General features: G+C 45.7%; 19 protein-coding genes. 11 read left to right on the forward strand and 8 right to left on the reverse strand.

From position 1 onward, the window contains the following. The first annotated feature begins 6 nt into the window (after window positions 1-6). Window positions 7-1,194, forward strand: a complete 1,188-nt coding sequence (locus HU147_RS02560) for a S1C family serine protease (protein ID WP_224074743.1) — start codon at window positions 7-9, stop codon at window positions 1,192-1,194. 442 nt (window positions 1,195-1,636) lie between these two features. On the opposite strand, the gene HU147_RS02565 is transcribed toward HU147_RS02560, so the two are convergent. Continuing rightward, window positions 1,637-1,846, reverse strand: coding sequence for a hypothetical protein (locus HU147_RS02565; RefSeq protein WP_224074744.1), 210 nt, complete (start codon window positions 1,844-1,846; stop codon window positions 1,637-1,639). A gap of 61 nt (window positions 1,847-1,907) precedes the next feature. Further along, window positions 1,908-2,612, reverse strand: coding sequence for a type 1 glutamine amidotransferase domain-containing protein (locus HU147_RS02570; RefSeq protein WP_224074745.1), 705 nt, complete (start codon window positions 2,610-2,612; stop codon window positions 1,908-1,910). Window positions 2,613-2,797: 185 nt separating this feature from the next. Between HU147_RS02570 and HU147_RS02575 the strand changes: the two genes are divergently transcribed. The 4 genes from HU147_RS02575 (at window position 2,798) to HU147_RS02590 (ending at window position 5,260) form a co-directional block, all read left to right on the forward strand. Beyond that, window positions 2,798-3,217, forward strand: a complete 420-nt coding sequence (locus HU147_RS02575; RefSeq protein WP_224074746.1) for an organic hydroperoxide resistance protein — start codon at window positions 2,798-2,800, stop codon at window positions 3,215-3,217. A 167-nt stretch (window positions 3,218-3,384) separates the two neighbouring features. Then, window positions 3,385-3,657, forward strand: coding sequence for a hypothetical protein (locus HU147_RS02580; RefSeq protein ID WP_224074747.1), 273 nt, complete (start codon window positions 3,385-3,387; stop codon window positions 3,655-3,657). A 29-nt stretch (window positions 3,658-3,686) separates the two neighbouring features. After that, window positions 3,687-4,511 carry a manganese catalase family protein gene (locus tag HU147_RS02585; protein WP_224074748.1) on the forward strand — a complete coding sequence of 275 codons (825 nt, stop codon included), beginning with the start codon at window positions 3,687-3,689 and terminating at the stop codon, window positions 4,509-4,511. 56 nt (window positions 4,512-4,567) lie between these two features. Further along, window positions 4,568-5,260, forward strand: a complete 693-nt coding sequence (locus HU147_RS02590) for a YqjF family protein (protein WP_224074749.1) — start codon at window positions 4,568-4,570, stop codon at window positions 5,258-5,260. 46 nt (window positions 5,261-5,306) lie between these two features. Here HU147_RS02590 and HU147_RS02595 read toward each other — a convergent pair whose 3' ends face one another. From HU147_RS02595 to HU147_RS02620, 6 genes are all read right to left on the reverse strand, one after another. Then, a complete protein-coding gene (locus HU147_RS02595) occupies window positions 5,307-5,702 on the reverse strand; it encodes a YndM family protein (RefSeq protein WP_224074750.1) in 396 nt (131 codons plus the stop codon). Window positions 5,703-5,823: 121 nt separating this feature from the next. Then, complete coding sequence (locus HU147_RS02600) at window positions 5,824-6,702, reverse strand: SDR family oxidoreductase (protein ID WP_224074751.1); 879 nt, start codon at window positions 6,700-6,702, stop codon at window positions 5,824-5,826. Between the two features lie 119 nt (window positions 6,703-6,821). Then, window positions 6,822-7,400, reverse strand: coding sequence for a superoxide dismutase family protein (locus tag HU147_RS02605; protein ID WP_224074752.1), 579 nt, complete (start codon window positions 7,398-7,400; stop codon window positions 6,822-6,824). Window positions 7,401-7,516: 116 nt separating this feature from the next. Then, window positions 7,517-10,105, reverse strand: a complete 2,589-nt coding sequence (locus HU147_RS02610; RefSeq protein WP_224074753.1) for a YfhO family protein — start codon at window positions 10,103-10,105, stop codon at window positions 7,517-7,519. A 4-nt stretch (window positions 10,106-10,109) separates the two neighbouring features. Further along, a complete protein-coding gene (locus HU147_RS02615; protein ID WP_224074754.1) occupies window positions 10,110-10,520 on the reverse strand; it encodes a GtrA family protein in 411 nt (136 codons plus the stop codon). Further along, window positions 10,510-11,448 (reverse strand): glycosyltransferase family 2 protein, encoded by a 939-nt coding sequence (locus HU147_RS02620; RefSeq protein WP_224074755.1) that lies wholly within the window; start codon window positions 11,446-11,448, stop codon window positions 10,510-10,512. The genes HU147_RS02615 and HU147_RS02620 overlap by 11 nt, the downstream gene beginning before the upstream one ends. A 348-nt stretch (window positions 11,449-11,796) precedes the next feature. Between HU147_RS02620 and HU147_RS02625 the strand changes: the two genes are divergently transcribed. The 6 genes from HU147_RS02625 (at window position 11,797) to HU147_RS02650 (ending at window position 17,483) form a co-directional block, all read left to right on the forward strand. Next, window positions 11,797-12,411: a TerD family protein gene (locus tag HU147_RS02625; RefSeq protein WP_224074756.1), complete on the forward strand. Its 615-nt coding sequence runs from the start codon at window positions 11,797-11,799 to the stop codon at window positions 12,409-12,411. Window positions 12,412-12,425: 14 nt separating this feature from the next. Next, complete coding sequence (locus HU147_RS02630; protein WP_224074757.1) at window positions 12,426-13,004, forward strand: TerD family protein; 579 nt, start codon at window positions 12,426-12,428, stop codon at window positions 13,002-13,004. A 112-nt stretch (window positions 13,005-13,116) separates the two neighbouring features. Continuing rightward, entirely contained in the window at window positions 13,117-14,262 is a 1,146-nt protein-coding gene (locus HU147_RS02635; RefSeq protein WP_224074758.1) for an HpcH/HpaI aldolase/citrate lyase family protein, read from the forward strand. After that, window positions 14,195-15,565: a phosphoribosyltransferase domain-containing protein gene (locus HU147_RS02640; RefSeq protein ID WP_224074759.1), complete on the forward strand. Its 1,371-nt coding sequence runs from the start codon at window positions 14,195-14,197 to the stop codon at window positions 15,563-15,565. The genes HU147_RS02635 and HU147_RS02640 overlap by 68 nt, the downstream gene beginning before the upstream one ends. Next, entirely contained in the window at window positions 15,565-16,674 is a 1,110-nt protein-coding gene (locus HU147_RS02645) for a cysteine protease StiP family protein (RefSeq protein ID WP_440137285.1), read from the forward strand. The genes HU147_RS02640 and HU147_RS02645 overlap by 1 nt, the downstream gene beginning before the upstream one ends. After that, entirely contained in the window at window positions 16,671-17,483 is an 813-nt protein-coding gene (locus tag HU147_RS02650; RefSeq protein ID WP_224074761.1) for an HAD family hydrolase, read from the forward strand. Before HU147_RS02645 ends, HU147_RS02650 begins: the two co-directional genes overlap by 4 nt. The last annotated feature ends 2 nt before the right edge of the window (window positions 17,484-17,485 follow it).

Below are 17,485 nucleotides of genomic sequence, written 5' to 3' on the forward strand. Positions count from 1 at the left end.
TTAACTATGGGATATTACAATTCAAGTGAACCAAAGAAAAAACGGACAGGCTATTTTGCTTCAAGCTTTTCAGGATTGATCGCGGGAGCGTTGCTGGTCGGAGTTGCCGTTCCGCAATTTACAGATGTGGACGCAGCAGCAGAAAATCAGCCGAGAACCGTAGAGACCGCAAGCGGCATACAAAATGTTTCAGACATCGTCACGACAGATGTCACAGAAATTGTGGATGCCACTTCAGCGGCGGTAGTCGGGGTGACCAACCTGAAAACTGCCCAGCAAAACCCATTCATGCCGGCTGCAGGAGCAGAAGCGCAGGAAGCGGGTACGGGGTCTGGTGTCATCTATAAAAAAGATGGAGGATCTGCCTATATCGTGACCAATAACCATGTAGTGGAAGGCGCAGAAAGAGTGAAAGTTACCTTGGCTGATGAAACAGAGCTGGACGCAGAAGTTTTAGGGACGGATGTTTGGACAGACTTGGCCGTATTGAAAGTCGACAGCGGCAGCATCTCCACAATTGCTGAATTTGGCGATTCTTCTGTATTGAAAGCCGGAGAGCCGGTGATTGCCATCGGCAACCCGCTTGGGCTTCAATTTTCCGGATCGGTCACAACAGGTGTCGTATCAGGAACCGAGCGGCTTGTTCCGATTGATGTCAACGGAGACGGCACGGAAGACTGGCAAGCTGAAGTCCTTCAAACAGATGCAGCGATTAACCCGGGTAACAGCGGCGGTGCGCTGATCAACAGCCAAGGGCAAGTGATCGGCATCAACTCGATGAAAATTGCCCAGGATGCAGTAGAAGGCATCGGGCTGGCCATTCCAATCAACTCAGCCGTTCCGATCATTCAAGATTTGGAAGCAAAAGGGGAAGTGGAGCGGCCGTCAATCGGAGTGAGCATCATGGACTTGTCTTCGGTGCCGCAGCAATACCGCAATAGCCAGCTGGGATTGCCTGAAGATGTAACGGAAGGTGTTGTAGTGAGTGAAGTGGCGCCGGGTTCTGGTGCGGAAAAAGCCGGCATACAACCATATGATGTGATCGTCGAATTAGACGGGAAAGCGGTAAACTCTGTCTTGGAACTTCGCCAGCACCTGTATACGGAAGCTGAGGTCGGAGATACTTTGAACGTGAAAGTGTACCGCGGCGGAAAACTGGTGGATGCTAAAATCGAACTGACTGAAAGTCTATAAAAGAAAAAGCTTTTCGCTCTCAAGCGAAAAGCTTTTTTTAATGACAAAAGGTATGCCAATGGGGAAGGCTGCAGAAAAAATGAACAATTGGCAAGGCTCTGGCCCGTAAAAGGTAATTCAGGATTAGGATAGCGAACCAGCGCTGGAAAGTGTAAGATAGAATGAATAATCTGAAAAAAGGGGTCCTAATACATGTATTTTAAACAAAAGCTTCTTCAAAATCATAATCTGAGCAGTGCTATTATGTTTTTCGGTTTTATCACTCTATATACAATTTTCGTAGACGTAAAATTTAACTTGTTGACTGTCCTGGTTTTTACTCTTCTTTTCTGGCTGGCCAATTCTTTGCAGGAAAGCCCTGAAAAAGACTAGCAAATAGTTTGCTAGTCCAAGTGTTTTTGCGCGTTTTCAGTTAAAAGGAAAACTGACTGCCGTTTGGCAATCAGTTGAATAGGCCCCACATGCCATTGCTGATTCCAATAATGACAACGATGATTACAAGAATTGCAAAAATGACGATGCCGATCTGAAGCGGCTTATAGCCGGTTGTTCTCGGCTCCTGCAATCCTTCCTTCTGATCAGGCGGATGCTTTAAGGATTCCTTGCTGGCTTTCATGTATTCTTTTTCTTTTGGTTCTTTATTGTCGCTCATATTTACGCCTCCCTGTTAATGCTATTCCTCTTTACCAACTACATACCCTAAACCAAAGGGCTTAATCAAAAAACTTATCTTCCTGTTTTTGCTCGATGCTTGTCAGTTTTTTCGCCAGCTCTTTTCCGAACAATGGAGAAGACCCGGGATCGCGTCCAGTCAAAATTTGTTCACTGCCCCAAACTACGTATTCCTTTTCATTTTCTTCGGCTTTGTAGTTGGCGATGCGGCTTAATTCATCTTCCAGGCTGAAAGGCAGTAAGCCCACTACTTCTTTTGGTTCCATATTGTTAGGGTAGCCTGTTACGTCCAAACCTTCCAAAAGGCCGCGTCCGTTCGGCAGTTTCGTATAGACGAGAGGCGCAGGGCCGTGGCAGACTGCCGCAACGATGCCGCCTTGTCCATACACAATATTAATCAGAGTATGCAGTTCCTCGTTATGCGCCAAATCGAACATCGCACCGTGGCCGCCTACGATGAAAATGGCGTCGTAGTCACTCGCTTTGACATCGACGATCGGCGTTGTTTTATCGGCAACACCGGAGTCATATAATTTTTTATACTTGCCTTCCGGATCATACTCTTCACTCAGGCTTATCGGATCTACAACGGGTTTTCCGCCTTTAGGTGAAGCGAGCCCGACTATATGGCCTTCTGCTTCGAGTGCAAGGACAGGTGCGAACAATTCTTCTGCCCACCATCCCGTCACGTAATTGTTTTCTTCATCTACATAACCGCTCGATAATACTGCCATTACTTTTGCCATCGTATCTTCCTCCTCAGAGTATCTCACTTGTCTATTTGTTCATTTACCCTCTCACCGCTTCCTGAAACGTAAGAAAAAGGAAGCAGGAGATTAATCAAATCGGTTGACTAGTGACCTTAAAACTAGTACGTTTTAATTGTTCGCTAATTTATTTGAAAATTTAAACAAGAAGAGGAGTTGGAAGAATGTCAGCATTATTTACAACATCCGTATTAGCAACTGGAGGACGCCAAGGAAGAGTCGTATCAGAAGATAATATCATCGATTTTCAATTGGTCTCACCGAAAGAACTGGGAGGTCCCGGAGGTGAGGGCACGAACCCTGAACAGCTTTTTGCTGCCGGATATGCCGCTTGTTTTGACGGTGCACTCGGATTGGTCATCCGAAAGGAAAAGGCTGATGTTTCAAGTACATCCGTAAAAGCGGACGTCCATTTTCTAAAAGATGAATCAGACGGCGGCTATAAAATCGGGGTAACATTGAACGTCTCGGTCCAAGGCGTTGACGAAGAAAAAGCGCGGGAACTAGTTGAAAAGGCGCATCAGGTCTGCCCGTATTCCAAAGCAACACGCGGCAATATTGACGTTGAATTGAAAATAACTTGAATTTATTCCGTACAGGAAGAGGGATTTGCCTCTTCTTGTTTTTTTATATCCAGAAGCTGCATGGCTTTTGGACGAATAGATGAAACGGAAGACAGAAAATGGTTTTAAGTGAAAATGGGCGGGTATTCAGATAATATGCCGTCAAAACCATGAAAGGAGGGAAACAAATGGACAAGGAGCAAAGAGAGCACGAAGCGGCTATGAAGAAGAAAGAAGACGAAAGCAGAGAGTCAGGAGAGAACAGAACCAGTTCGGGCACTGGCGGGAATACCGGAGAACAATCAGCAAATAACTCCTCACAACAAAATAATGGCGAACAAACAAACAGAGGAACGTTTAACACCGGCGGCAATGATTCCGATTATGATGGCGGGCATCCAAAAGATGTGTCGCCTGACAGTGATGGCCATATTAACTCCAACTCAACGAACTCCAAATAAAACTAAAAATCATTCAGGAGGTAATGTCTATGTTTTTCCACAGAAGCGAGCTTCAATACCACGTCAAACCGGAGTCTCCAGATCCGGTATTCGCTAAACAGGTCCAGGAATTGATCGGCGGCCAATTTGGCGAAATGTCGGTAGCAATGCAATACTTATTCCAAGGGTGGAGCACAAGAGGAAATGAAAAATACAGAGACTTATTGATGGATACAGGCACACAGGAGCTTGGGCATATCGAAATGCTGGCAACTCTTGTGGCACGCCTGTTAGAAGGGGCACCTGTCTATGAGCAGGAAAAAGCGGCAGCGGATCCGATTGTCGGAGCCATTATGGGCGGCATGAACCCGCAGCACGCCATTGTCCATGGCTTGGGAGCGTCCCCTAAAGACAGCAACGGTGTTCCGTGGAATGCAGGCTATATCGTAGCTAGCGGGAACTTATTGGCGGATTTCCGTGCAAACGTCAATGCGGAGTCACAAGGACGTCTTCAAGTTGCGCGCTTGTACAGCATGACCGATGACAGAGGCGTCAAAGATTTGTTCTCATTCTTAATTGCACGTGACACCATGCACCAAAACCAGTGGCTTGCGGCAATTAAAGATTTGGAAGCCAAAGAAGGCCCAATCGTACCATCAACTGTTCCACCTGAATGGGAAGCACAAGAATTCTCACATATTCTATACGTAAATCCGGAAACAAGCACAGCAGACCAATTGCCGTGGGTCAGCCAGCCTGCTCCGGATGGCCATCCGATTACGGTGCAAAAACCGGAACCTTTGAGCGAACGGCCGGTACTGAAACCAGCTCCTCCAGAAGCCCACAACACGCTTCCGGCAGAAGACATGAAATAAGGAAAACGAGCCTCTTCAATGAAGAGGCTTGTTTCTTTTGTGAAAGAGGTGGATTTATGGCAAATCGCCCTTGGGTCATGAAACAAGAATGGCATGAAGTTGTTTTCCTGCACTGGCCTGTAAAGGCAGAATGGATGAGGAAGCATGTGCCTGCAGAACTTGAACTGGATTTATATGATGGATTTGCCTGGATTGGCATTGTCTTATTTAAAGCCAAAAGAACGTGCTTGAGGGGGATTTCTTTAATTCCGGCAGTCCCGCCGTATCTGGAATTGAATGTAAGAACTTATGTGAAATACAATGGCCGGTCAGAGGTTTACTTTTTTTCCTTGGATGCAGACAGTGCATTAGCAGTGAAAGCCGCAAGCACAGGCAATTTTCTGCCATATCGCCATGCCCGGGTGAAAATGGATGAAAAGCAGGGGCAATGCATTTTTAGAAGCCGCAGAACACACCGGCATACATTTCCCGAAACGCTTAGCTTAAGTTATAATATTGCCTCAGCACCCATAAAAAAGAGTTTTTTTGATTCGTGGCTGACGGAACGTTATTGTTTATGGACAAAACCGAAGAACAGATTGCTGCGCGTGGACATCGACCATCCTCCTTGGGAGCTTCAATATGTCCAAGGGGAAATCTATGAAAATACGATGGCCAGTTTTCTGCCGAAAAATTTTCATCTCGAGCGGCCCATAGCTCATTACGGAGGGGCCCAAAAAGTTCTCTTCTTCCCGCCTGCAATTGAATAATGCATAGATAAAAGACGCTGAAGCGCTTGCTTCAGCGTCTTAAAATTTACGATTGCCGTGGGGCATCGCGTTTTATTGTTTTAGAAGTTTCTTTCTGCTCCCAAAGGCGTTTAGTAAGGTAAATATGGAAAAACCACTCACCGACCGCAAGGACGATAGCAGAAAAGATAGCAGCCGTTACAAGCGAGAAATCCGGATTTTCAATCAATGCCATGCCTAATAGCCATACGATTAGAAAAGAAAGGACAAGGTCGCCGCCGGTCGCCACTTTATTGGATGTACGCGGATAAAGCACCAAATCCCCGACAAATCCAACGAGTGTAATCACCAGGCTGATGAGGAAAATATCTAAAACTTCAACTCCGTAAGTAAGCCCTAAAATGACAAACAGGACGGCAAATATCATGGCAAACTTCATAAGCAATGCTTCAATATATCTCAATTCTTTCACCTCCCCAATTAAGAGATTCTTATCTCTCTTATACCCCAATTTAGCTCTTGAAACCGCATTTCTGCGAGAAATCAAAAAAGCCAAGGCGCGACAACGCCTTGGCTGGATACCATCAGGAAGAAATGAAGTCTCCGCCGTTTACATGGATGGCTTGACCAGTGACATAAGTAGAGTCTTTGGAAGCGAAATATACATAAGCAGGTGCCACTTCCGCAGGTTGTCCGCGGCGTTCCATTGGCGTGTCGCCGCCATGTTCCCCGACTTTTTCGGCGCCGAATGTAGCCGGGATCAGCGGTGTCCAAATCGGGCCGGGAGCCACAGAGTTGACCCGGATGCCTTTTTCAGCAAGGCTTTGTGAAAGGGAGCGGGTAAATGACGTAATAGCTCCTTTGGTTGATGAATAGTCAATCAGCGATGAAGAGCCCCGGTACGCTGTAACAGAAGATGTGTTGATGATGGAATCTCCTTTTTGCATATGAGGAATCGCCGCTTGCGATAAATAAAACATCGAGAAAATGTTTGTCGTAAAGGTCTCCATTAATTGGTCCGGCGTAATTGCCAAAAAGTCATCTTGCGGAAATTGTTTTCCGGCATTGTTCACCAAAACATTCAATTGGCCGAATTCAGAAACTACGTCAACGATCAACTGATTGCAGTTTTCCACATCGCTGACGTCTGTAGCGTACTTAAAGCCTTTTACCCCGTAGGACTCAATGGCTTTAATGGTTTCATCGGCGTCTTCGTGTTCATCCAGGTAAGCAATCGCAACATTGGCGCCTTCTTTGGCATAAGCTACTGCGACAGCACGCCCAATTCCGCTGTCACCGCCGGTAATCAAGGCAACCTTCCCTGCAAGTTTCCCCGAGCCTTTATAATCCTGATCATCGTAAATAGGTTCTGGAGACATATCGGATTCATGTCCGGGTTGTTCCGGCTGTTCCTGTGGTTCTACTTCTTCATCAATTTTTTCATATTTATCTTCATTTGACATGCAATTGTCCTCCTTAAAATAGTGTCTAGGGTTTTTATTCCCTGTAGAATTACAGCTAAACTTGAAATAGGAAGAGAAAACTGCACGAAAAAAGAGCGGGTCCATTCCCGCTCTTATGGTTATTGAGGATTTGCGGTAATAACACCGCAAGCCACTGATTCTGAATTGTCATTGCCTTGGACAAAGAGGGAAGCTCCGCCTTCTTTCAACAGGGAATTTTCTTCCCCTGTTTTCATAGTGACGCCTTCCACTACGAATTCTTCGTTTACTTTGCCGTCATCGCCAACTTCAATATCCGGTATGTCGCCGCCGAATGGCTCTCCAGTCGTTTCAAAGTCAGGAGCTTCACATTTTCCGGCATCCCGGAATTCAACGGAATGGCCGCCCGATTCAAGATTTTCAAGTTGAAGGGCCACACCGACACCGTTTCCTTCTGTGCTCAATTCAGCAGTGCCCGTTGCATTGCCGTCACTGTCCATCATTTCAACCGTTACAAACATCAAATCTTCGCTTGAGCCTTCATCGGAATTGTCTTCAGCTTCTTCGCCGTTTGGCGGATCTTCACCGCCTTCGTTCACGTTTTCATCTTCAACTTCAGTGGCTCCATCGGTTTCAGTGGGTGGATCTTCGTTATTTCCACAGGCTGCAAGAATCAGAAGCAGCAGTATTGAAAGGATCAGTATCGCCCATCGCTTCATCTCGTCATTTCCTCCCTTGAATTCGTGTTATTCTTCATTACACATTTTAGTCGGAAAATAAACGCAATTCAGATAAATGGATCCTTTTGTAGGAGGAAAAACAGAGAAAATCCACATCATGTTCGAGTTTTCCGGCGGTTCCAGAAAACATACAGGCCGCCGATTAGAAGAGAAAATAGACTAATGCCCAATGTCAGATAGAAAAAGGGCGGGCGATAAGTAAAGGTGATGTCATTGGCTCCTTCTGAAAGAGGGACTGCCACAAAACCATAGTTTGCTTTTAGCACTTGCGCTTCCTGTCCGTTCACTACCGCTTTCCATCCGCGCTCATAAGGGATGTTCACCGCCAAATATTTTTCATCGGCGGAGTTGTTATACGCCACCTTTACTTTGCTTCCATCAATATCCAATGCCTGCAAGCCGGTGTTTTTTTGGCTTTGCTCCCGCAGTACGGTATAAGGTTCTTCAAAAACTTGAAGGTTTGTGAGTTGATAAGAACCTTTCGGCATCCGGATTTTGATACGGTCTTCTGCCGGTATCCGGATTGTAATATCATCGACATAGGTCCGATAGATTGAGGTATTTGATTTCCGGCTGGTTTCGTAGCCGTTCACTGTTAATGGAAAGCCTTTGTCCGGCGAGATATGTTCCAAACGGAAGGATACATACAAATCTCCTTCAGCAAAAGATGAATCGCTGCGGACCAAGTCGATTCCACCTGAATCTCCGGGAACTTCCAATAGGCTGTTGCGGTAAGTGGCTCCAGCTTCCTGGACGTCAAAAGCTCCGGTTTGATCCTTCACATTCGGCAGAGTTTGTGAAGATTCCCCGCCTTCGAGGACAATTCCTGTCAACATGGCATGTTCCCGAACGATGGCTGGCTCGCTTTCGAGCTGCTGTTCGGAATAAGCAACCGAAGCCGCACGGGCAAACGGCAGCGGATTGCTGTTTTCGTATACCGTGTAATTCTTGGAAGACATGATTTCATTGAAACCGTATGGAACGTTCGGATCTCCTATTTCTTTGATGGAATACTTGCCCTGCAATAGGCTATGAAGATTGGCACGGTTTCCGAGAGTGGCATATCGGCTCACGCTTTCCCGTCCCATATCGATTTGCAGGTCATACAAGTAAAAATACAGCAGGTTTTTATTCAGGATGCTTGAATAGGCACTTAATCCGCGGAAGTCCTGAACGATCGGTGTGTTATTCCGGACGCCTTCCATCCAGTCGATGCGGTAGGAAACGCCGTCTTCGTGTTCATGTATGTCTTCGATTAGTTCGCGCACTTCTGCCGTATCATAGCCAGGGCTCGTCAGCAGCTCTTTATTGACGTGTTCAATCTGGCCATCCTCAAGTATTTTCTCGACTTGATAGACGTTGGCAAAACCAAGAGTGGAAATAATCAAAAACCCTGCAAGCAAGGCTTTAACACCTGCCTGTCTAAACTGCAGCACCGCAAATATCAAAAGGAAAGTGAGCAGCAGGCTAAGCAAGATTAATTTAGTAGACTGAGCGTCCCATTCGAATGTCTGATCCATCACTATGGCAAAAATATAAGTAGCAAGAGTTAAAACGCCTGCCACAGCGAATTGCCGGCGCGATAGCTCATCAATCTGCTGCAGTCCGACTGCAACGGCACCGCCGGCAACCAATGACAGGAAATATTCCCAGCGGTATTGCGGAGCTGAAAAGCCGTTAAAAATGCTGGCTACAACCGGGCTGAAGTGAAGCAGTGTTCCGGCTATGCCCAAAACGGCAAACAACCGGAACGTTTTGTGGCGGTACAGCGAAAAGCAGAAAAGAAATAACACGAAAATAGCCGGCAGTACAATAAAACGGCTCGTAAACAGGATGTTGTCGGTCAAATCGAGCCACGGAATGTCCTGTTTAAAATCCGGACGGTGGTTGTTCAAAAACGCATAAACGGCGGGCACAAAAGACACTGCACTGATGCCAAAGCCGATGATGCCAGTGGTTAGAAACATCGCGACGGCTTTCAGCCAGCCGGTTTCATTTAGTTCCTGGCGAATCACAAAGCGAGCAAGTATGTATATTCCGGCTAACAGAAAATTGATATAAGAAAAATAGAAATTGTCGATCAAAGAAATTGATACAGCGAACAAAAACCAGCCAGGTCTTTGCTCTCTCAACACTTTTTCAATCCCGAAAATCAGAATCGGCAGCCACAGGAAAGCATCCGCAAAAAACTCCCAATAGGTGGCATGCCGGAAATACATGCCGGAAATTCCATAGATGCTGGCGCCGAGCAGGGCAGGGAAGCGGCTGATTTTCATATACATGAACAAACGGGTCGTGAGGAACAGCACCAGGCTCAGCCGTACTACATTGATCCAGACCGCGGCATTCGCCCAGAACAAGACATCAGGCGAACCGATGGCGTTCAGCGATTCCAGTCCATACACAATAATGACGGACACTAAAAACACGATTGACGTGGAAAAGTAATAGGACAGTTCGCTGAAGGTGCCAGCACCCAGCCCGAAATCGAATGAGTAGAAGAACTCGCCGTTCGTGTACTGATTGTAAAGCAAATGTTTAAACGGCAGCATTTGAGAGCCGCCGTCATTGATGCCGATCATATAATGCTGGCGGGTCCATTGGTACAAAAAGACCCCATGGGCAAGAAAAGCCAAGCCAAGGCAGATTAAATAGAATTTGAGATTAGGGAATTTTTCTTTCATCAATTCACCTTCTTTTCGCACCGGCAGTCCGGACCGATCCTTTCAGAATTTTACTGGAAACTGCAAATGTGATGGGGATGGTAAATAATACTGCCGCAAACGGCGCAATATTGCTGTTAAGATTCAAAAATTCCACGAATATAAAAATCAGCAGAGTGGAAACAGACATATTGACGACTTGCGTCAGCGGGAAATATAAATATTTTTTTAAAGTCGGTTTGATTTTATACGTAACATAACAATTCAGGAAAAAAGAAATGTTCAACGAAATGAAAAAGCCGACGATATGTGCCAGTAGATAAGGCAGCGACAACAGATTGTGCAAAATCAGATAGATGGAATAATACGTTGCTGTGTTGATGACACCGACAAATATGAAACGGGTAAATTCGGTATTCAGCGATTTAAGATTCATCGTAATCATCCGCATTGCTGATATCGATTAAAAAATTCGGCCGTCTTTTGGTTTCATTGTAAATACGGCCAACGTATTCTCCAATCACGCCTAAGCTGATCAATTGAATTCCTCCCAAAAATAAGATTGCGGTTATGGTTGTAAAATATCCCGGTGCTCCTACGCCTTCTTTCAGGATTTCGTACAAAGTCACCGCGATATAGATGAGCGAGAGGATGAGTACGAGAAAACCGGTATAAAAACAGACGCGCAAAGGCTTCAAATTAAATGAAATAATGCCGTCGATGCCGTAATTGACCAAGCTCCAGAACGACCACTTGGACGTTCCTTTCGCGCGCTGGACATTTTCATAGCTGATGATTTTTTTGCTCAAGCCGATCCAGGAATATAATCCTTTTGAAAACCGGTTGCTTTCACTGAGCTGGAGGATGGAATTGATGGCTTTTCTGCTAAGCAGTCTGAAATCTCCTTCGCCATCCACGAAATCCACATCTGTGACGGAATTGACGATTTTATAATAGAAGGAAGATAGAAAACTCCGGAATTTTGAATCGCCCGTCCGGGATCGCTTGGCGACCACTTGATGGAAGCCTTCTTCAAATCCTTCGATCAGTTGGCCGATCAATTCCGGGGGATGCTGCAAATCGCTGTCCATTAAAATCGCTGCATCGCCCTGGATGCGGTGCAATCCTGCCAAAATGGCGGACTCTTTGCCGAAATTGCGGGTCAGCGAAATATATTTTACGTCCGGATGTTTTTCGGCGAGCTTTAAGATTTCCTGTAAAGTCCCATCACTGCTGCCGTCATTGATAAACATAACTTCATACCGGTATGGAAGCAGGTGAAGTTCCTGGACCAACTTTTCATACATGTTTTGGATGTTCGCTTCTTCGTTGTAAGCTGGAACGACAATTGAAATAAGCTTCATCTATACTTCCCCCTTTCATTCCCTGATGCTATGTACTCATAAAATACACACTATGATTTTGTTTACCCGCTGTTTAAGAAAAGTATGCTGAAACTTGTTGGATTAATGGAAGAATTGTATCTTCTGTGACAAACGAAACCTAAGGACAAGTTAATCGTATATATTAGTATCGGGATAATTTTAATTTTACCACAGTAAAAAGTTCCCATTTTAAATTGGGACGTGTGTGGGGACGTCTGGTTCCTTAACAGGGGAATGAACGGCAATAGCCCTTAATAATTGAAATTTTCCGGATTTACAAATACTATTGAACTTAGAGTACATAACGATGAATGGAGAGTGCGAAGAATGGCTATCAATCTCGTAAAAGGTCAAAAAATTGATTTAACCAAAGGACGTTCCACACTTTCAAGCATCATGGTCGGCCTAGGCTGGGACCCTGTGACAACTAAAAAAAGCGGCGGCTTCCTAAGTGGACTGCTTGGCGGCGGTGGCGGCGGAGCTGACATCGACTGTGACGCTTCTGTCATCATGCTGGATGAAAGCGGAAAATTAAGAGGGAAAGAAAACCTCATTTATTTCGGCAACAAAAAAAGCAAAGACGGCAGCGTTGTCCATTCCGGCGATAACTTGACAGGTGCCGGCGAAGGCGACGATGAAACCATCCAAGTCGATTTGAAGCGGATTTCGCCATCGGTTCACCGTTTGGTGTTTGTTGTAAACATTTATAACGCCAAGCAAAAGAAACAGGATTTCGGCATGATCCAAAATGCCTTTATCCGTTTGGTGGACAATCAGTCCAAAGAAGAACTGATCCATTACAATTTGACCGAGAACTATGCAGGCAAAATGTCGCTGATTCTTGGTGAGATGTACCGCCAGGGAACTGAGTGGAAATTCTCAGCTGTCGGAGAAGGCACCATCGATCCGGATATCGGTTCAATCGCAAACAAATACGCATAAGGAGTGAAGGAAGAATGGCAATCAATTTATCTAAAGGGCAAAAAGTGGATTTAACAAAATCAAATCCAGGATTAACGAATGTAATTGTTGGACTTGGCTGGGATACAAACAAGTACGACGGAGGACAGGATTTTGACCTCGATTCTTCCGTATTCCTATTAAACTCAAGCGGAAAAGCTTCTTCTGAAGCCGATTTTGTTTTCTATAACAACACAGTCGGTGCAGCTGGCGCAGTTGAGCATACAGGCGATAACAAGACAGGCGAAGGGGAAGGCGACGATGAACAAGTAAAAGTGAACTTATCAACGGTTCCATCTTCAATCGAACGTGTTACATTCGCCATTACAATCCACGACGCGGAAGCACGCGGCCAGAACTTCGGCCAAGTCAGCAACTCTTACGTGCGCATCGTGAACGGCGACACGAACGAAGAACTGATCCGCTACGATTTAGGGGAAGATTTCTCGATCGAAACAGCGGTTGTCGTCGGAGAACTTTACCGCCACAACAATGAATGGAAATTTAATGCGATTGGCAGCGGCTATCAAGGCGGCCTCGGCTCACTTGTTAAGGATTTCGGACTGGACGCTTAAGGGCAAAGAAAAAAGCAAGGAGCATATCTCCTTGCTTTTTTAGCCTTTTTTTATATAACTTTAGTTATTAATTTTGGCCATGCTTTTGCAGCGTGCCGGGAGGAAACAATTTATGAGACATTTTGACGTATTGACTGATTCTGAGCTGAAGGCATTTTTTAAATATTCCCCGGCAGAATTTAACCGTGATACGGAACGGGAAACACTGGGATTGGCGCTGGGTGCAGCTCTTTACACACCTGGGTCAAGGCCTCAATTTGGTGAGAAGATTTTATCTGGGCAGTATAGACGCGGGGCTTTTTCGGGACTGGCCACGTTGATCATCTGTTTGGAAGATGCGGTTGCCGATTCGGAACTGCCAAAGGCGGAAGCCAATGTCATCGAGCAGTTAAAACTGCTGGAAAAAACGGCATTTTTTCAGGCTGAAGCCGGACCAGCGCTTTTTTTGCGTGTCCGGAATGCGGCTCAGCTTGATAAGTTGACTGCAGAAGCCGGAACAGCTTTTGGCGTTTTGACCGGAATCGTTTTTCCGAAAGGAAGCGTTGAAAACCTTCCGGGCTTTTTCGCTGCATTAGACCGGGCGAGTGAAGCGGCAGGGCGGAACCTTTATGCCTTGCCTTTGCTCGAAACAAAAGAAGTGCTGTATTCCGAACTGCGTGAACAAAATCTCCAGCAAATCCACCGGATTTTATTGGCAGAAATAGACCGGGTGTTGACGGTGCGGGTCGGGGCAACCGATTTTTCCAGCCTTTACGGCCTCCGGCGTCCGGCGGAGCGGATGGTTTACGAGGTCCATGTGATCCGGGACGGTTTAACTGCCATCTTAAACCAGTTCGGTCGGGCGGAAGATGGGTTTGTCGTCTCGGGTCCGGTATACGAGCACTTCTCTTCAGGTCAGGAACGTCCGTTGTCTTCCAAAGCGGAACAAGTGCTTTGGCAGGAAGTGCAAGTGGATGTACTAAACGGCTTTAAGGGCAAAACTTGCATTCACCCTTCCCAGATCTCAATCGTCAATGCGGGTCATATCGTGTCTCTTGAAACGTATGAAGATGCGTCGCTGATCATGTCTGAAAGTTTCAGGTCCAACGGGGTCCTGCAGAGCCCGAAGCGCAATAAAATGAATGAAGTAAAACCGCATTTAAGCTGGGCACGGAAAGTGATGGCCCAGGCGGAAGTATATGGGGTGCTGAATGAAAACTATAAACCAATCGATGTCCTCAACTATATTGGATCAAACCGATTATCAAACCAATTTTAAATTGTGGGAAAATCTGGATCTGTCAATTGAGGTACATGAAACATATAAAGGGCTTTCTCCGGAGTCTCTTTTCACTATGGCTTTAAGAGTGAACAAAAAGAGGCAGTTCCTGTTTGTCAGCCCTTTAATTGCAAAACATTTGGCCGTGCGCCCGCAAATTGCGCTGGGGACAGGAACATTACTTGCTTATTTATTGATGGAAGATGCAGGACTGGCTTATCCTTCGCATGCGGAAGCCTTGGTCGAATTAATCAAAACAGGGGAAAGTGACCGGAAAACGATTGATAAAGCTTTAGCTTATAAAACAAAGCTTCCCGGAGAAACCATTTTTATCGGCATGGCAGAAACCGCAACAGGGCTTGGCCATGCTGTATTCCATCATTTTAAAGGCGCTGCCTATATTCATACAACCCGCGAACACATCGAGGGGTTGACCCCTTCTTTTGTCTTCGAAGAAGAACATTCCCACGCTACTTCCCATATCGTATATGCTCCGAGAGGAATGTTGGAAGAAGCGGAGACTATTGTTTTGGTTGATGATGAGATTTCAACCGGCAATACTCTGGTGAATTTAATCCAAGCACTCGATGATCAATTTCCCGGAAAAAAATACAAAGCATTGGCAATTTTGGATTGGCGCAGCAAAGCGCAGCGGGAAAAAATTGCAGAACTGGCAGCAAGCCGCAATATACAAGTAGATGTGCTGCCACTGATGAAAGGCCAATTTGAGCTGCACCATAGCGAATCGCCGGAAGAAGCGCCAATCGATTACTTAACCGGCGACGGTGCAATTCCATTGAAAGAAATGGCTGAAGTTGATCAATTGCCCTTGAATTCTACAACAGGACAGCGTTATATGGCATTGACAGGAAGATTTAGCCTGACAAGCAGCAAACACGAAGAAATCGATCAATGGGCTGAACAGATCGCCAGTAGTGTAGCCGCCGAATCCGGAGATAAACCACTGGTCATCGGCATAGGCGAAAACATGTATCTGCCTCTTCGCTTCGCTTATGCACTAGGTGCAAATGCATTGGTGCAGACGGCAACGAGAAGCCCGATTTTTGCTTCCGATACAGAAGCTTATCCAATTAAAGAAAAAGTGAAGTTCCGTTTGCCCGATGCAGAAGGCGTGGATCAATTTCTGTACAATTTAAACAAGCTGGATATTAATAAAATCTATCTAATTGCCGAATCAGTAGTCGATGAAGCTGCTTGGCGGCCGTTAATCTCATATCTTGAAGAAAAAGCGCCTGTCGAATGGATTTCGTTGACGGCGGCAAAAAAGGGAGAGTCAGTTTAATGATTGCGACCGGATTGGTGAAAACAAGTTACCCTAAGGAAGACATCACTTTTTTATTGAAGGATGTCACTGGAGAATTTACAGAAAGCACATTGGAAGAACGTGAAAAAGCAGTCCGGACAGGGGCTCATTATGCGGAACGGCTGCCGATGGAATATCAGCCATCTAAGGAATATACAGACCTGTATCATGCAGCTGTCGAGAAAACGAAAGAGCGCCTTAGCTACCTGGTCGGATTAGTGGCTCATCGCATTCTGTTAAATGCAGAAACTGAAGATATTGTTCTGGTTTCTCTTGCCCGGGCGGGAAGTCCGGTTGGCATTTTGATCCATCGCTACGCTGAGCAAATACTCGGGTTACACTGGCCGCATTATAGCGTATCAATTTTACGGGATAAAGGCATCGATGAAAGAGCGATCCGGACAATCCGCGAAGCCCATCCGACAAGCCGCATCCAATTTGTAGATGGGTGGACGGGCAAAGGCGCAATTCAAAAGGAATTGACAAAAGCTGTGAAGCTCTTAAACGACCGGGAAAAATGGGATTTGCACGACGATATGGCGGTGCTTTCAGACCCTGGAGCTTGTGCTGTGCTTTTCGGAACCAGAGAAGATTTTTTGATACCGAGCGCATGTTTAAATTCCACTGTATCCGGGCTTGTCAGCCGGACTATTTTAAATGATCGTTTTATCGGGGAAGATGATTTTCACGGGGCTAAATTTTATGGAGAGCTAATCGATCAAGATTTATCCAATAACTTTGTAGACGAGGTAACTTCTTGTTTCCCTGCTACTGCAGAGGCCGTTCGAAAAGCCGCTTTTTCAAGCCCTGTAACTGTTGAAAGAACGTGGCAGGGAATGAAAGAAGTGGAAGAAATAGGTCAAAAGATGTATAGTGAAACTGACTATCACTTGATTAAACCAGGGGTAGGGGAAACTACTCGCGTCTTATTGCGCAGAAGTCCGTGGAAAATATTAGTAAAAAGTCTGGATCATCCTGATGTAGAGCACCTCCTCATTCTGGCGAAAGAAAAAGACGTACCAGTCGAAGTCGTTCCCGAATTATTTTACCGGTCAATCGGCTTGATCAAGTCAGGAAAAGAAATATGACCATACTATTCGCCAGTGATTTGGATCAGACATTAATCTATTCGCAAAAGTCTATGGGAGAGTCCGTTTCAGAAGACGATTTACAAGAAGTTGAGCGCTTTGAAGGGAAACCTCAGTCATTTATGACGAAGAAAAGCCAGGAAGCGCTCCACCAATTAGCAAAACAGATTTTTTTCTTGCCCGTTACAACAAGAACGCAAACTCAATATGAACGTGTTACAGGGATTTACGAAGGAGAGGCGCCTCCACGATTCGCGGTTATTTCAAACGGTGCGGTTATCCTGGAAAATGGCCAACCGATAAAAGAATGGTCGGACCGTATCCGGGAACAATGTGTCAGCAAAAAGACAATTGTCGAGGAGCTTCTGCCGAAAATTGACCAGTATTTTTCCGAAGATTGGGTCTTGCGGGTGAGAGAAGCTGACGGGTGGTTTGTCTACCTGATCATTGACCGTGAGAAATTTCCAGTTGAAAAGTTAGAGTTTTACACGAAGACATTCAAGGAAATCGGCTGGTCGATGTCGCTTCAAGGCAGAAAGTTGTACTTTATGCCGGAAAGCATTACAAAAGCGGGAGCAATGGAATACGTGAAACATCGCATTAATGCCACATACGTAGTGGCAGCCGGAGATTCGCTCTTAGATATGTGTTTGCTTGAAAGTGCGGATTTGGGATTGCTGCCGGCTCACGGAGAAGCGGTCCAGAGCCATGCTATCGCTGAACATATTGAAATAACCGAGAAAAAAGGAATCAAAGCCGGGGAAGAAATCATGGAGAAAGTGATGAGTATTTCCCGGAAGTTTGAGTAAGG

It is taken from the genome of Planococcus chinensis (genome assembly GCF_020071995.1).
Classification (GTDB): domain Bacteria; phylum Bacillota; class Bacilli; order Bacillales_A; family Planococcaceae; genus Planococcus; species Planococcus chinensis_A.

Bases quoted from the DNA above. Each gene is read 5' to 3' on its own strand.
- HU147_RS02650 (WP_224074761.1), top strand. From the start codon at position 16,671: ATGACCATACTATTCGCCAGTGATTTGGATCAGACATTAATCTATTCG.
- HU147_RS02640 (WP_224074759.1), top strand. From the start codon at position 14,195: ATGAAAACTATAAACCAATCGATGTCCTCAACTATATTGGATCAAACC.
- HU147_RS02600 (WP_224074751.1), bottom strand. From the start codon at position 6,702: ATGTCAAATGAAGATAAATATGAAAAAATTGATGAAGAAGTAGAACCA.
- HU147_RS02565 (WP_224074744.1), bottom strand. From the start codon at position 1,846: ATGAGCGACAATAAAGAACCAAAAGAAAAAGAATACATGAAAGCCAGC.
- HU147_RS02620 (WP_224074755.1), bottom strand. From the start codon at position 11,448: ATGAAGCTTATTTCAATTGTCGTTCCAGCTTACAACGAAGAAGCGAAC.
- HU147_RS02605 (WP_224074752.1), bottom strand. From the start codon at position 7,400: ATGAAGCGATGGGCGATACTGATCCTTTCAATACTGCTGCTTCTGATT.
- HU147_RS02580 (WP_224074747.1), top strand. From the start codon at position 3,385: ATGGACAAGGAGCAAAGAGAGCACGAAGCGGCTATGAAGAAGAAAGAA.
- HU147_RS02635 (WP_224074758.1), top strand. From the start codon at position 13,117: ATGAGACATTTTGACGTATTGACTGATTCTGAGCTGAAGGCATTTTTT.
- HU147_RS02575 (WP_224074746.1), top strand. From the start codon at position 2,798: ATGTCAGCATTATTTACAACATCCGTATTAGCAACTGGAGGACGCCAA.
- HU147_RS02590 (WP_224074749.1), top strand. From the start codon at position 4,568: ATGGCAAATCGCCCTTGGGTCATGAAACAAGAATGGCATGAAGTTGTT.
- HU147_RS02610 (WP_224074753.1), bottom strand. From the start codon at position 10,105: ATGAAAGAAAAATTCCCTAATCTCAAATTCTATTTAATCTGCCTTGGC.
- HU147_RS02560 (WP_224074743.1), top strand. From the start codon at position 7: ATGGGATATTACAATTCAAGTGAACCAAAGAAAAAACGGACAGGCTAT.
- HU147_RS02630 (WP_224074757.1), top strand. From the start codon at position 12,426: ATGGCAATCAATTTATCTAAAGGGCAAAAAGTGGATTTAACAAAATCA.
- HU147_RS02615 (WP_224074754.1), bottom strand. From the start codon at position 10,520: ATGAATCTTAAATCGCTGAATACCGAATTTACCCGTTTCATATTTGTC.
- HU147_RS02585 (WP_224074748.1), top strand. From the start codon at position 3,687: ATGTTTTTCCACAGAAGCGAGCTTCAATACCACGTCAAACCGGAGTCT.
- HU147_RS02570 (WP_224074745.1), bottom strand. From the start codon at position 2,612: ATGGCAAAAGTAATGGCAGTATTATCGAGCGGTTATGTAGATGAAGAA.
- HU147_RS02645 (WP_440137285.1), top strand. From the start codon at position 15,565: ATGATTGCGACCGGATTGGTGAAAACAAGTTACCCTAAGGAAGACATC.
- HU147_RS02625 (WP_224074756.1), top strand. From the start codon at position 11,797: ATGGCTATCAATCTCGTAAAAGGTCAAAAAATTGATTTAACCAAAGGA.